This is a genomic window from Halomicrobium sp. HArcel3 (assembly GCF_058933135.1).
Genome location: NZ_JBZYDN010000008.1, coordinates 64112 through 78703, shown reverse-complemented (window position 1 = coordinate 78703; position 14592 = coordinate 64112). Strand labels below are relative to the sequence as shown.

Here is a 14592-nt window from a genome sequence, read left to right as displayed (position 1 = left end):
TAGCCTTGCGGCTTGGAAACAGTCGACCGAACGACAGATGTGGCGGGGCGTCGACCGACCCGTATGCGCGAGACGTACGACAAACTCGTTCGCGACGATATTCCCGAGGTGATCAGGACCGACGGCGACGAGCCGATGACCCACGTCGTCGAGAGCGAGGAGTACCTCGAGCGCCTCCACGACAAACTCGACGAGGAGGTCGCGGAGTTTCACGAGAGCGGCGACGTCGAAGAACTGGCGGACGTGCTGGCGGTGGTCGACGCGCTCGCCGCGGCGTACGGCTCGTCGTCGACCGAACTCGACGATATCCGTCGAGCGAAAGCGGCCGAACGCGGTGAGTTCGAGGCAGGGGTCGTTCTCGAATCGGTTCGTCGGTCGTCGGAGAGTCCCGGACGTGACGACAACGGTGGACCGTGATGATCAACTGCACGCCGATCGAGTCCGATAAGACGCCGCCATCGCGCCAGTGAACGCCGGACAGCAACCCAATAGTTAGATATCCGACAATATATGGTCACGGAGCCCCAACTGCCACCCGCAATGTCCACGAACACTGACAACCACATCGGCTGGTTCGGCTGGTTCTCGCTCCTCGGATTTATCGTCCTGGGGCTGCTGGCCATCGGTGAATCGATGGCGGCCCTGGAGTGGCCGCTCACCGTCGGGCTGACGGCCGCCCTCGCCATCCTCGCCGGCATCGGCGCCATCGCGCTCTGGATGGGCAACGACCCGACCGCCAGAGACCGGGCGGCAGAGGCACAGCGCCGGTGACCAGGGAATCGAGTCCTTCGTCGCGCGCTATTTTCTTCGAGTGTTCGGGTACGATCAGTGTAGTACGTGTGGTGAGCGATCGGTGGAGTCGATGGTTCCGGTGTGAACGGGACGTCAAACACGTCGAAAGCCCTCGGCACGCTGAACTCGCGCGGACCGCACTGCGCTCCTCGTTGCACTGCGGTGCTTGTGGGTCCGTGCTTCGTTCACCGTGCCTCGCCCTTTCATTCCACCAGGAGAGCAAGCTCTCCTGAGCCCTGGCTCGCTTCGCTCGCCAGGACACCAGGACCAGCCTTACTCGCGCGGCCTCCGGCACGCGCTCGCGATTAGCTCCACCACTCCTCCCCGGTCGCGCCTGTCGGCGCGACACGCTTCCTGACCGCACCACCCGGCCGGGAGGCCGTCTCGTCGGCCGACCAGGGGAAGGGAAGGCTGCGGTGCTGTGCTGGCCTGGGGTCCTGCCGAGCGTAGCGAGGCAGGGCTCGTCAGAGCTTGCTCTGACGGTGGACTGAAAGGGCGAGGCGGGATCGGGGAAGCCCGACGAAGCAAGCACCGCAGCGAAGTCGTTCGAAAGGCGCTTCGCGCCTTTCGTGATGACGAGAGAGCGAAGCTCTCTCGAACCACGAGGAGCGCAGCGAGTCGCGCGAGCCGAGCACGCCGAGGGCTTTCTGGTTCTTGCTGTGTCCGTTTCTTCTAAATTCGGATCCCGTAGATCCACTGTTCCCTGCACACAGGTACCGAGCAAACAGATCGGCACGAAGTCCCGGAAACGAGACGGCCAGCGGCACTCGAAGCTCAGATCGCGAGGAACTGGGTGACGAGCAACTTCGTCATGATCGAGATGACGGCGCCGATCCAGGCCAGCAGGACGAAGTGGATGTAGGTGTTGAGCTTGTGGCCGCCGTCGACGGTCCGGATCATCAGGGCCGAGAGCATCGCGCCGAACATGATGATGACGACCAGCAGGAACTCGATGAGGGGGATGTTGTACACCTCGGTGTGGATGAGCGACCCGGCGTCGAAGTTGGCAGTGGAGTCGAGGCCCAGCGTCATCTCCGAGAGGATGTTGACGACCTGGAGGCCGATGAAGAACGCGAACGTCGAGGCGGCGGTGATACCGTAGAGGAGCCCGACGAGCTGGACCGTCGCCTGCTGGCGCTGCTTGCGAAGTTGCTGGACCTCGCTCATGTTCTCGGCGATGAGTTCGCCGAGCATCTTGGGCGAGCCACCCATCGAGCGCCCGACGAGGTACATCTCCGAGAACGTCTGGATGAGGTAGGACCGACAGTCGGCGGTGAAGTACCGCCACGCACCTTCGGGCTCGATCCGCATGTTGAGTCGCTTGTAGAGGTGGTCGAGGTTCTCCGTTAGCGGGCCGAAATCCTTCTTCCGGAGCGACTTCAGCACCTTCGACGTCGTCGACTGCTTGGCGCCCTCCGTCGCGCCGAGGGCGCGGATGAAGCTCGGGAACTCGTCGTCGCGGCCCTTGATCCGCTGTTCCTCCTGGCGGACGACGATGCCGGGGATCAACAGCGGCGTGATGGGGACGACCGGATGGAGTGGGATGGGGACGTCGTCCATGAAGAAGAAGAGGTGCTCCAGCGTCAGCGGCGAGACGCCGAACATCCCGCCGATGGAGACGAACGCGAGGACGGCACTCAGTCCCAGACCGACGTAGGTGGCCTTGTCGATACGCTCCTGGGCGGGCGAGGGGTACTTCTCGGGGTGGAACCACAGCGGGTCGTAGGGTGCCATCGACCGGATGGCGAGGTAGAAGCCCGACTGGACGAAGATGTACATCACGATGACGGCGCTGACGGTCATCGTCGGGTTCGTCCCCGTCAGGACGGGGAGGACGACGGCGAACACGAGCGCGAACGTCATCGAGAGGACCATCGACAGGTACAGGTCCTTCATCACCTCCAGGTTGTCCATGGTCCCCTCGTACACCGTCGAGTAGTTCTGGATGATCTGCTCTTGCTCGCCGATGAGGTAGTCCTCCAGCGACTGGCCGGCGCCGAGGGTGTAGGCGAGGCGGTCGAGGAAGTCAGAGACCGCGTCGGAGGGGACCTCCTTGGCGCGGCGGCGACAGGCGTCGTCGAGGCTCTGGTTCCAGGTGTCGACCAGTTCGACGATGCGGTGCATCTCGTTGGCGAGTTCGCCGTACTCCTCCTCGCGGGCGAGCGTGCGGAACACCTCCATCCGGTCGATCTTCGTCGTCGCCAGCACCGTCATGTGGGTCACCATGAGGTGGAACCGGTCGTTCAGCTGCTGGCGCCGCTGTGAGAGCAGTATCTTCGGGTAGATGACGGCGGTCCCCATCGCCAGGAATCCCAGCAAGGGGATGGGGAGCCGGATCATCATCGGCAGATCGACCAGGACGGCGACGACCACCGAGAGGACGAAGAACACCCCGGAAGGGAGCAGGATGAAGAAGAGATATCGCTCCAGGGGGATGTGCATCTTCCCGTAGGAGTCGACGAGCGAGGCTATCGTCTCGGTGATCGTCGTCGGGAGTCTGTTCTCGGCCTGGCTCGACGCCATCGTCAGTCGGGTCTGGCGATGGTGAACGGGAGGCCCTCGACGCCGTCCCGCTGGAAGTTCTCGATCAGCTCGTTCACCTCGTGGTAGCCCAGGATGTTCTCCTGGATGGCCCGCTCGATGATGTTGGCGCGGAACTGCAACTCGTTGTAGATGTCCCGCGTGTCCTCGTAGCCCAGCAGCGTCGCGATCTGCTCTTCGAGGACGAAGGAGTTGTTCATCCCCTGGAAGACGATCTCGTCCTCGACGGGGTCCCAGTAGAACGCCTGCCGGGTGACGACCCCGTCCATCTCCTTCGAGTAGCCCTCGATCTCCTGGACCGAGGTGACGCGCCGCAGCACCTGATCGCCCTGCTTGACACGGTTCTGGAACAGCGCGACGTCGGCGACGTCCATGAACGTCTCGGGGACGTTGATCGGTTCGCCGGTGAAGCGCTGGATCATGGAGACGATGTCGCTCGCGTGGAAGGTCAGCATGACCGGGTGGCCGGTCTGGGCCGCCTGGAACGCCATGCGACCTTCCTCGCCACGGACCTCACCCACGATGATGTAGTCGGGACGGGACCGGAGTGCGGCGGCGACCAGGTCGAACATGTCGACGCTGGTCCCCTCGTCCTCTCCCTCCCGGGTCAGCAGTTGCTGCCAGGTGTTGTGCGGCGGCAGCACCTCGGCGGTGTCCTCCGCGGTGTATATCTTGGAGTCCTGCGGGATGAACGACATGATGGAGTTCAGCGTCGTCGTCTTCCCCGAGGCCGTCTCCCCGACGACGAACACCGTCTGTTCGTTCTCCAGGCAGAGCCAGAGGTACGCCGACAGCTCCGGTGAGAGCGTCATCCACTTCGTGATCTGGAAGATGGAGAGGGGGGTCTCGACGCCCTGGCGGATGGTGAGCGAGGGACCCTTCAGCGAGACGTCGTCGGAGTAGATCAGGCTCAGACGCGATCCATCAGGTAAGGTCGAGTCGACGATGGGGTCGGAGTCGGAGACGGGGTCGCCGATGCGTTCGCCCATGTTCCGGAGCCACTGGTCGAAGGCCTGGTCGCTGGGCCACTCGACGGTGGTCTCGAGCATCCCGTACACCTCGTGGTCGACGTGGCACTCCTGGCGCCCGATGACGTGGATGTCCTCGTTCGCCGGGTCGCGCATCACCGGTTCGAGCGGGCCGAGGCCGACGATGTCACGGTTGAGCCGGTAGAGGATGTTCTCGTAGGTGCGCTCGTCGACCTCCACCTTGCCGACGGCGCCCAGGTTGGCCATCCGGGTGAGGACGCCGCTGTTGCCGCTCTCGTCGCGGACTTTCGTCGAGTCCTGAAGCAGTTCCTCGATGCGGTCGTCGTACTCGGCCTCGCTCTGGGGGGCCGCCTTCGTCACGGACTTCTCCAGGAGCTTGTTGCGGACCTTCTGGAAGACGACCTGTTCGTCCTGGTCCAGCTCCGGCTCGATGGCGTAGTACTTCATCTCCTGGCCCAGGTCGCCGTAGATGTGGCAGTAGATCGGGCCACCGACCGGATAGAGGACGTTCGGCCGGTGGGACTCGTACTTGCTGTCGGCCTCCTCGATGTACTTGGGGAACTCGCCGGTGATCTGTTTGAACTTCTTGAGGTGGTCACGCAGGTGCGGGCGCCGCGCGGCCACCTGCCGCAGTTCGTCCGACGGTTTCGGTCGGCCGTGGTCCGTCATCAGGCCACACTCCGTGATTCGATGACGATGCCGGTCCCCGAGCGAACGGAGTACCCGACGCTGTCTCCGACCTGTTCGCCCATGCCGGCGAAGCGCTTGACGCTGATCTGCCGGCGAACGTCGTTGCCCACCTCCACCATCTCCAGTTCGAGGAAGACGTCGGCGATGGCCCGGAACGGCCCGATGGCCTCTTCGGCCAGCGTCGACGGGTCGACGGTCAGCATCACGCACTTGCCCCGCGAGATGATGTCCCTGAAAAAGGAGATGATCTCCAGGGCCGCCTGGCGCTCGTCGTTCTGGCGCACGAGCGCCTCGAACTTGGGGTCGTTCCGGAGGATGGAGTCGAACGTGTCCACGATGATAACGTCCGACTCCCACATCACCTTCGCCTCCATCAGCCGCTTGAGCAGTTGCTTCCGTTCGCCCTCTTCCTCGTTGCCCGAGAACGTGTTCCCGTCGCCGATGTCGGCGTGGAGGAAGAGCAGGTTCTCGTTGAGGACGTGGTCGACGACGTCGTAGGACAGCGAGTGCATCTGGTCGAGGAAGCTCCCGACGGTCAGCTCCGTCGAGAGCATGGTGACGTCGTTGCCCTCCTCGCAGAGGCCGTAGGCGAACCGCTGGCTGATAGCGGACTTCCCGGCCCCGTAGTCACCCTCGACGAGGATGATGCTCCCCGGCGGGATGCCCCCGCCGAGTTCGGCGTTCAGTCGGTCGTGCTCGTCCAGTCCGAGCGAGAACAGATCGTTGCGTGCGACACTCATGTTCGGAATTTAAACACCTCCTCGTCCGCGTTGACGATCAGCTTGACCCGGTGGTCGCCGCTGTCGAGCGGGTGGTCGATGTCGAGTCGCACCACGCCACCGGGGCGCCACCGGACGCCGTCCTCGAGCAGCGTCGCCTCGGCGTCCGTCTCGAAGACGCCGTCGACGAACAGGTCGATCCTGTCGGCCCGCGCCGGTAACGTCTCCGAACCGGTGTTTTTCACGTGGAGCGTGATGTTGCCGGTCGCGCTGTCGTAGACGGCGTCGCTGCCGGCGTCGGAGATGATCTCGACGTCGGTCCGGACGTTCTCCGAGACGTCCAGCCCCTGGTCGGATATCGCCTGGCCGAGGCGCCCGACCGTGTCGGTGAACACGCCGGCGACGCTGGCGGCGATGACCATGCTCGCGATGAACAGGATCAGGTGCGAGGCGGAGACGCTCGCCACGTCAGGCCACCCCCGTCGTTCGCGTCGCGGACACACCGGGCCCGGTGACCAGCTTCACCCGGCCCGGGTCGCTGTCGAGGCTGGTTACGGTGATCGCCAGGGTCTCCTGGGGGAGCCAGAGGTTCGTCGCGTCGTCGCCGTCGACCGACGTGGCGTACCCGCTGACGTAGGCGTTGTCCGCCAGCAGGTCGACGTCGTCGACCGCCAGTTCGGTCGACCCGGTGTTGTTCGCGCGGACCGTGAGCTCGCCGGCCCCGCCGTCCCAGGTCGCCGACCAGATCTCGATCTCCGTGTTCTGCTGGACCAGCGTCCGGTCGGTCCGGTCCTCCTGGGCGTCCGAGACCGTCTCGAAGCCGTTGACGGTGGCCGAGTGAAACATGCCGAAGCCGACGAACATCGCCGCGAAGATGATCGCCGCCGAGCCGCTAACGCTGAAGCCCATCGGCACCTCCACCCACGAGTTTCGACAGGGCGACCGCCTGGCCGCTGTCGTCGTCAAGCTGGCTGATGTACTGGAGACTGCGCGTGTGGTGGTCGATGGTCAGGCCGCCGTCGCCACCGCCCACGTCGTCGAAGCCGCGCAGGACTTCCTGCAGGTCGTCCGCGACGTCCTCGTTGATCCAGTCGATGGTCTCGTAGTAGTCGATGGCGCGGGCGGCCTCGCGGTGGCCGGCCTGCTGGAGCAGGAACTCCAGCCACTCGACCACGATGAGGTCGCTGGCGAAGCCCGACGGCAGCGTGGCGAGGTACGGCTTCCCGCCGTCCGTGGCGGCCGAGTCCCCCGTAGTCTCCGCTTCGGCCGACTCGGGCTCCGACTCCTCGGCGGGCTCGACCGACTGTTCCGGCGCGCTCTCCTGTGCCGACGACGATTCATCCACCGTTTCCGCCGCCGGTTCGTCGTCGACGACGTCGTCGAACTCCTCCTCCTCGAACAGTTCGTCGCCTTCCAGACCGTCGACGTCGTCGTCGCTCTCGTCCTCGAAGTCGTCGTCTTCGAACAGCTCGTCGCCCTCGAGGCCATCGTCGAAGTCGTCGTCACCCTCGTCGTCGGGGGCTTCGCCGTCTGCCCACTCGGCGTCGCCGGAGTCGTACTCGTCCTTGAGCTCCTGGAACGACTTCCCGCCGTCGCCACCGTCGTCCCCGCCGTCGAGGTCGTCTTCGTCGTCGAAGTCGTCCTCGAACCCCTCGTCGAAGGTGCCGCCGTCGTCCTCGAAGGCGTCGTCGCCGCCGTCGTCGCCGAACATGTCGTCGACGCTGTCGCCGGCGTCGGCGTCGTCCTCGACCAGGTCCTCGTCGAAGAAGCCCTCGGCGTCGGCGTTAGCGATGCCGTCGTCGATGTCCTCCTCCTCGCTCCCGCCGTCGTCGTCGTCGAAGAGGCCGAAGGAGCTCTCGCCGCCCATGCCGCCGCCCATCCCGGCCTCGATGTCGTCGGCGAAGGGGTTCACGCCCCGGGTGACCATCTCGTAGATGTCCAGCAGTTTGCGCACGTTCTCCTGGACTTCGTCGACGGACTCGCTGATCTGCTCGTTCTCCGTCCGGACCGTGCTGACCGTCGAGGACAGCGACCCGACCTCGTTCTCCAGTTCGTCGAGGCGGTGTTCGAGTTCGTCGGTGTCCGCGCCGGCCGCGTCGTCCATGTCACCGAACTCGTCGCCGCCGAAGCCGTCCAGGTCGTCTCCACCCTCGTCGCCGCCGAGGCCGCCGAGGTCGCCGAAGTCGTCGTCGCCGTCCTCGGCCATCAGCCCACCGCCGTCGGCCATCTCGTCCCCGCCGGCAGCGTCGCCGTCGTCCTCGTCGGAGAGGATGGAGTCGAACATGTTCTTGATACTCATCCCGACGAGCCCGCTCGTGAGCAAGATGATAATGGCGGGCGCGATAGCGGTCCCCCCGGGGACAGCCACCTGTAGTGCCGGGACAATCGCGGTACTACTCATTATCCAGTACAATGCTACCTCCTACCCTTCAACATTCCGGCCGTCGTATCAATCCTGATAACATGCTTCCCAGATATTCATCAATTACCCCTGACACGTCTGACGGGCGGCAGACGGGCAGCTTCCGGCCGCTCCGAACCTTCAGACGTGCCGAATCGCAGCGAGAAACGCGGCAGTGTCGACAGTCGCCACGTCCGACAGAATATGCAGGAGCGGTACAGCTGTGACGTGCAGTCGTCTGGCCGTATTCGCACGGGCTACAACTTGGTCGAGTCCTGGCTCGCGCTCTTGACGACCAGGTCGCCCGTGGCCGCTTCGAGCTTGAGCGAGCGGCCGTGGTCGCCGCCGACGTCCTCGCCCTCGATCGGGATTGAGAACGTCGCGAGCGTCTCCCGGACGCTGTCGAGGTTCCGGGACCCGATGGAGGAGCCGTTCTCCGAGAAGTCGAGCATGTCGCTTCCGCCAGCGACCTTCGCCGTGATGCGACGGCGGTCGGCGCCGCGGTCCTCCATCGCCTCGACGAGTACCTCGATGCCCGTGTCGGCGAACTTCGCCCGGTTCCCGTCGGTGTTCTCCGCAGTCGGCAACATGACGTGGACGAGCCCGGCGACCTCGGCCGTCCCGTCGTACAGCGCGACGCCGATACACGAGCCGAGCCCGCTGGTGGTGAGGACGGCCCCGCTGGTGGTCACCTCGAACTCCGCGATGCCGACCTTCTTCTGCTCGGTCGGCATCTCGGTGCTGCCACCGGTGGTACTCCCGTCGTATACCTTCATTATTTGAAGAGCTGTTCGGCGTCCGCCTCGGTCTCGTCTGCGCGGTCGACGTCGAGGGCCTCAAGGGCAGCCCGCAGTTCGGCCTCGTTCGGGAGCGCGTGGATCTCGCTCTGGAACTCGATCTCGTCGGTCTTCATCGTCGACTCGATGATGAACGCGTGCTCCTGGTGCTGGCCGACCTGGGCCGCGAGCGGGTCGACGATGGCCCGACCCATGTCGTGGACCAGTTCCGGGGGCGTGTGTTCGACTGACGTCTGGAGGACGTTGGCCCAGCCGTCGACGAACCCACTGGTCATGATGTTTCCTAGTTCTTCTATGGCCGACTTGTGTGCTTCGGTGAGTTCCGTCCCCTCGGCGTCGGTCGGCATGAGCGCGTCGGCGACGTTCCGCGCCGACACCTCGTCGAACAGCACCATGAGGTAGCCGCTAGGGGTCCCAGTGAACTCGACGACCGTACCGACGTACGTCTCCGTCCCGATCTGTTTGGGGACGTCCTCGATGGCCGCGAAGCTGATCTGGGTGACCTCCGCCGACGTTTCGATGCCGGTCATCATCTCCACGTTCTGGGCGGCCTTCTCCGTTCCCTGCGTGGTCATGTCGTTGAACACTTCGAGCTTGTCCACGGGGATGGCGTCTTGGCCGGGATCACCGAGTTCGCTCATCAGGCCCGCCAGCGGGTCGTACTCCGGCAACATGTAGATGTAGAAGCTCACCGACTCCCCGACCCACTCGATGGACGACTTGAACACGAAGATCTGTTCGTCCTCCTCGTTCGCGGGAGGCTCGGGGAGGACGTCGGCACCAGTCCGTTCGATGTACTGGGGCGGACTGTGGTCGATGGTCGCCTCCAGGTAGTCGGCCCAGCCGTCGATGAACCCACTCATCATGATGTTGCCGATCTCCGCGACGCCGCTCCTGGCCATCTCGCCGTCGGCGCCGCCGGGAACGAGTGCCTCGATCAGCGTCCCGACCGAACCGGACTCGAACACCAGCACCGTCTGGCCCTGCAGCGCGCCGTCGAAGTCGAACTGGACGCCGACGAACTCGTCGTCTCCCAGTTCCTCGCCGACGTCGGCGCGGCTCATCAGCGTGATCTTCGTGATGTCCACGACGGCGTCGATGCCGGTCAACTGCGACAGCGACTCGGTCGCCTGCGTGGCCCCCTCGTGTGCGAGCTGGTTGAACGTCCCCAGCGATTGAATGTCGACTCTCATCTCACGAAGGGACGACGTCCTCGATGGCCTCGATCACGCTGGGTTTCTGGAAGGGCTTGGTGATGTAGCCGTCGGCGCCGGCCCGGACCGCCTCTTTCATCTTCTCTTCCTGCCCGACGCTCGTGCACATGATGACGTTGGCGTCTGGGTTGGAACTCTTGATGTCGTCGGTGGCCTCGATGCCGTCACGGATGGGCATCACGATGTCCATCATCACGAGGTCCGGGGCCTGTTCTTTGTACACCTCGACGGCCTCGACGCCATTCTCGACCTCTCCGACGATGGTGTGGTCCTCTTCGAGAATCTCCCGGAGGAGATTGCGCATAAACTCCGAATCGTCCGCGATCAGTACCTCTGGCATGCCTATCACTAATCGGATACCGTGATCATCCAGATAAACTCTTCCTCTAAATTATCGGTGCTGATATTCGATCGACGGCGCCGTCGAACGGGCGGCACCAGGCCCACTCAGAACAGCGGGACCGCTGCCGACAGTTCCCGGGCGATGCCGAGCGCGTACGGGCCGTACTGGAAGTACTCGACCCCCGCCAGGAAGAGGAAGGCCGTCGTCGCGCCTGCGGTGACGCCCAGGACAGTCGCTACCCACCCGCTCTGAACCCGCTCCGGCACGAGTGCCCGACCGCCAACCGTCAGCGCGAGGAGACCAGCTGCCCCCAGGTCGACGAGCGCGTGGAATTGCATCGCTTCACCGACGGCGACGTCCAGGAACGCGAGGACCGCCACGATCACCGCGGTGCCGCCGACGACCGTCACCACGTACGTCCCACCGACCCGCCTCGGCGCCTGGGTCACCGCTTCGTGGACCGGCGGAAGCCTGACGACGCCGTACAGCCCGAACGGCAGCGCGTAGACGATGTACCGGACCGTTATCATCGAGTAGAGCGGCAACCGGGACAGGTAGATGACCGTCAGTAACACGCCGAGCGCGACGACGAGCAGGTCCGTCTGCCGGCGCGGCGAGAGCGTCCAGGGCAGCGGAATCCTGCGTTCCCGGGACCGGTCCACGACGGACCGATAGACCACCGCGGGGAGCGCGAGGAGGCCACCGAGCAGGGGCGCGCTCTCGAGGACCGTGAGGTCGATCATCTCGTGGTGGTTTATCCAGTGCCTAAGTCCGGGGATCCGACCGCTTCGACCGAAGACGTGCCAGAGGCGGTCCGGTTCCGACAGGACCGCGAGGCCGGATTCGACCGTCAACACGACGAATCCGAGGATGAAACCGATGTTGTCGACGGCGCCCTGGAAGGGGCCGAGCAACGGCGCGAGCAGCGGGGCGAGAACGCTGAGTGGGTTCCCGCCACCGCCGCCCGAACTGTCGCCACCACCGCCTGACCCGGCGCCGTCGCCGGAGCCACTACTTCCCCCTGCCTCACTCCCCCCACCTTCGCCACCTGAGCCCAGCAAATCGCCGCTGCCACCACCCGATGCGCCACCCCCACTACCGGTGGAGAGCACCTCACCAGACGGCGCCAACTCGACGCCGCCCGACCCCTGGTTCGGCAGCATCCGCGGCGGTTCGAGCGGGTTCCCCGCGATGAGGAGGTTGGTCAGAAACATCGGCGCGAGGCCCACGATCAGTCCGCAGACGATGACGGCGAGTCGCTTCCGGTCCCTGATACCGCCGGTGAGCAGGTCGACGGTTCCGAGCGCCAGCAACGCGAACAGGCCCTCGAACGCGTGGACCCAGGCGACCAGCGAGACGAACACGTACGCGCCCGCGAGGGCGACGTAGGCTCGCCGGCCACTCGCCTGCCGACTCCGGGCGAAACAGAACACCGACCCGATCAGCAGCGTCGCGACCAGGACGTGGCGCTTGGGTATCGACGCCCAGAAGCCGATCGGGAACGCCAGGACCACGGCGACGCCGGCGGCGACGGCCACGCGCCGGTGGTGGAACACCCCGACGAGTCGATAGAACAGGACGCCACCGAACGCGGCAGCCAGCAGCGTGCTCAGCTGAAGCGCGATCAGGTGGAGCAGGTCCGGGTGCAGCGGCGTGGGTGAGAGCGCGTTCACGGCGAACGTCGCGATGGCGACGCCGACACCGACCACACGGACCCACGACCTGTCGAGAAGCGTCGCGACCTGGCGAGCGAGCGCCAGGAGGGAGAGACTCCAGGCGGCGGCCAGGGCGAGGTGCAGCGGTGCCAGCACCGTGGCGGCCTGGAGCCCCCAGACCACTGGCAGCGCCAGGAACACCTGGCCGTAGTTCCGGCCGTAGAGCCGACCGCCTGACTCGTGTAAACCGGGCTGGGAGCCGAGCGTCAGCGAGTACTGGATCTCCGTGATCGCCAGGCGACCGTCGGCGACGTTGAACAGGGCGTTCGCGATGGCATAGGAGTCCGAGATGAAGAAGCCGACCCGCCAGGTGAGCCCGAGGGCGACGACCAACCCGAGCCAGAGCGCCAGCCCGGTCCGGTCGCCGAAGGCGACGCGACCGACGACGTGTGCGAACGAGCGCCAGTCGCGCTCGCCCGCGAGATAGCGGTCGACTGCCGCCACGACGTCGGTCATCGTGCCACCGCCACGACGTCGATCATCGCCCCACCGCCACGCTCTCGTTCACCGAGACGACCGTCTCGTCGACCTGGAAGCTCTGGACCCGGACCGTGACCCTCGCGTCGTAGCGGTCCGCCGCAACGTCGTCGGGGTCGAACGCCTGGTCGACCCCCCGGACCGTGACCGTCTGCCCGTCGCGGTTAGTGAGTGATTCCGTCGCCGCCTCGTCGACGTCCAGCGCGGCAACCTCGACCCGGTAGACGAGTCTGGGGTCGCCGTCGACGCCGTCGACGCGAATACGAATGTCGGGGATCCGGAGGTACTGTACACCCGTGCCGAACCGGCCGTCGTCGATTCGCAGACGCTCGCTGGGTAGCGAAACTACCGAAACTTCCGCCGTCCCGTCGCCCACGACGGCCGACGTCGTCCCGGCCGTAGTGACGGTGGCCACGCCGTCGCTCCCGAGCCCGGCGCTCGACGCGACGAGCGTCAGGAGGATAACTCCGACCACGCCCCACTCCAGGCTCCGCAAACTCGCCATCTTGTCAGAGGGTACCCGGAGACGCGCTAAAAGGTTCGGCCCCAATTCTCAGCGTTGAACACCGCCGTCCTCCCCGACTGCCGCGAGGAGGTCGGCGATGGAGTCGTCCGGCGAGAGCCCCTCGGTCTGGACGAGCGTCTGGATACTCGAGGGCGGATACGTGACGGGGACGTTGGACTCGCTGAGGAGGATGCCGAGTACCTCCTCGACCGGCGTGTCGGCGTCGATCTGGCGCGCGTACCACAGCATCAGGCTCTCGAAGACGGTGACGATGTCGTTCGAGACCATCTGCTGCTGGCTCACCGTCCCGTCGAATTTCGCCGTGACGTCGAAGCCGTACTGCGAGTTGGTGTCCTCGAGGTTCTCGTGGAGCCACTGGTGGACCGAGGTGTCGGTGAACTGTGGCTCTGCCCGGGGCTGTTGTCGCGACCGCTCGGGCGACTGGTCGGACTGGGAGACCGACGCCGTCGAATCGGTCCGGACGTTCGGGGAGACGACGTACCGGCCGTCGTCGATCCGCTCGACGTGCTCGTCGTCGTCGATGTCGAGCTCTTCGGGGGAGAGGATGCGGCCATCCTCCGGGTTCGGTTTGTCCTCCCCTGATGCCATGCCTTACCGTGTGTGATACACCGCTATAATTCCGTCGCCCGTTCGAGCGCGCAAGCGCTGCCGCTCTCGGGTGACGTGAAAAAACGGAAAAGCTGCGGCGTCAGTTTACAGCGCGACCGTGGACTTGCCGGAGAGCGTCTCGGGTGCACTCACAGTGGCGGTCGTCGTCCCACCAGACTGCGTGTTGAGCTTGATGGTGACTGTTTCACCCTCGTCGATACCGTCACCGCTGCTACCACCTGAGATCGCGTTCGCGTCGAACGTGAGAACGGCCCGGTCAGCGGGGTCATTCAGAACGTTGCTGTCGGTAATCGAAGTGTCGTCGTCCTGGAATTCGCTAGTACTGAAGTGTAGCGAACCGTCTACTGTCCCTCCGTTGCTGGACAGTTGGTAATCCGTACCGTCGTCGACACTGTAGGTAAGGTCTGCAGTTGACGTGCTGTCGACCCACTGGGCGATCGTCGTCTCGAGGTCGACGTTATCCGCACCCGGCGCGCGCTTGACGGTTATCTCGACCTGATCGATAACGGGATCGGTACCCGAGCTGTCAACGGTACCGACCGTACTCACGACCTGCAGCCGGTCAGTGACCTGCGAACTGGACTGCTGGCCTGTTTCTTCTGCGCTACTCTGGAGGAAGCCGGCGGTATTGATGAGGACGCCCGCGGCGATCGCGGCGACCAGCACCATCGCGATGAACACGATGAGGGTGCCGATACCGACCTGACCTCGGTCTTCGTTGTTTGCGATTTTCTCGAACATGGTTATCTCGTATGCGTCCGGGGCGCGATGCCGTCCGG

General features: G+C 65.2%; 15 protein-coding genes. 2 read left to right on the top strand and 13 right to left on the bottom strand.

The genetic code is table 11. The features are described from left to right. Positions 1-63 precede the first annotated feature (63 nt). On the top strand, positions 64-417 hold the full coding sequence (locus AC5FRV_RS17345; protein ID WP_493562340.1) for a nucleoside triphosphate pyrophosphohydrolase: 354 nt from the start codon (positions 64-66) through the stop codon (positions 415-417). 123 nt (positions 418-540) lie between these two features. Next, positions 541-771 carry a hypothetical protein gene (locus tag AC5FRV_RS17340; RefSeq protein ID WP_493562339.1) on the top strand — a complete coding sequence of 77 codons (231 nt, stop codon included), beginning with the start codon at positions 541-543 and terminating at the stop codon, positions 769-771. A gap of 795 nt (positions 772-1566) precedes the next feature. On the opposite strand, the gene arlJ is transcribed toward AC5FRV_RS17340, so the two are convergent. The 13 genes from arlJ to AC5FRV_RS17275 form a co-directional block, all read right to left on the bottom strand. Beyond that, complete coding sequence (gene arlJ, locus AC5FRV_RS17335; protein WP_493562338.1) at positions 1567-3315, bottom strand: archaellar assembly protein ArlJ/FlaJ; 1749 nt, start codon at positions 3313-3315, stop codon at positions 1567-1569. Positions 3316-3317: 2 nt separating this feature from the next. After that, positions 3318-4991, bottom strand: a complete 1674-nt coding sequence (gene flaI / locus AC5FRV_RS17330; protein ID WP_493562337.1) for an archaellum flagellar ATPase motor FlaI — start codon at positions 4989-4991, stop codon at positions 3318-3320. Continuing rightward, positions 4991-5752 (bottom strand): archaellum protein ArlH, encoded by a 762-nt coding sequence (gene arlH, locus AC5FRV_RS17325; protein WP_493562336.1) that lies wholly within the window; start codon positions 5750-5752, stop codon positions 4991-4993. Before arlH ends, flaI begins: the two co-directional genes overlap by 1 nt. Further along, positions 5749-6198, bottom strand: a complete 450-nt coding sequence (arlG, locus tag AC5FRV_RS17320) for an archaellum stator protein ArlG (RefSeq protein WP_493562335.1) — start codon at positions 6196-6198, stop codon at positions 5749-5751. The genes arlH and arlG overlap by 4 nt, the downstream gene beginning before the upstream one ends. Before the next feature lies 1 nt (position 6199). Further along, complete coding sequence (arlF, locus tag AC5FRV_RS17315; protein ID WP_493562334.1) at positions 6200-6640, bottom strand: archaellum stator protein ArlF; 441 nt, start codon at positions 6638-6640, stop codon at positions 6200-6202. Next, positions 6624-8132, bottom strand: a complete 1509-nt coding sequence (locus AC5FRV_RS17310) for a FlaD/FlaE family flagellar protein (RefSeq protein ID WP_493562333.1) — start codon at positions 8130-8132, stop codon at positions 6624-6626. Before AC5FRV_RS17310 ends, arlF begins: the two co-directional genes overlap by 17 nt. 257 nt (positions 8133-8389) lie before the next feature. Continuing rightward, positions 8390-8908: a chemotaxis protein CheD gene (locus tag AC5FRV_RS17305; RefSeq protein WP_493562332.1), complete on the bottom strand. Its 519-nt coding sequence runs from the start codon at positions 8906-8908 to the stop codon at positions 8390-8392. After that, the gene (locus AC5FRV_RS17300) at positions 8908-10122 is read right to left on the bottom strand and encodes a chemotaxis protein CheC (RefSeq protein ID WP_493562331.1); all 1215 of its coding nucleotides are present in this window, start codon (positions 10120-10122) and stop codon (positions 8908-8910) included. The genes AC5FRV_RS17305 and AC5FRV_RS17300 overlap by 1 nt, the downstream gene beginning before the upstream one ends. A gap of 1 nt (position 10123) precedes the next feature. After that, positions 10124-10483 carry a chemotaxis protein CheY gene (gene cheY, locus AC5FRV_RS17295; protein ID WP_493562442.1) on the bottom strand — a complete coding sequence of 120 codons (360 nt, stop codon included), beginning with the start codon at positions 10481-10483 and terminating at the stop codon, positions 10124-10126. 107 nt (positions 10484-10590) lie between these two features. Continuing rightward, on the bottom strand, positions 10591-12657 hold the full coding sequence (locus AC5FRV_RS17290) for a hypothetical protein (RefSeq protein WP_493562330.1): 2067 nt from the start codon (positions 12655-12657) through the stop codon (positions 10591-10593). 22 nt (positions 12658-12679) lie between these two features. Further along, the gene (locus tag AC5FRV_RS17285) at positions 12680-13183 is read right to left on the bottom strand and encodes a hypothetical protein (protein WP_493562329.1); all 504 of its coding nucleotides are present in this window, start codon (positions 13181-13183) and stop codon (positions 12680-12682) included. 48 nt (positions 13184-13231) lie between these two features. Then, a complete protein-coding gene (locus tag AC5FRV_RS17280; protein WP_493562328.1) occupies positions 13232-13792 on the bottom strand; it encodes a DUF7500 family protein in 561 nt (186 codons plus the stop codon). 105 nt (positions 13793-13897) lie between these two features. Continuing rightward, the gene (locus tag AC5FRV_RS17275; RefSeq protein WP_493562441.1) at positions 13898-14554 is read right to left on the bottom strand and encodes a flagellin; all 657 of its coding nucleotides are present in this window, start codon (positions 14552-14554) and stop codon (positions 13898-13900) included. Between the last annotated feature and the right edge of the window lie 38 nt (positions 14555-14592).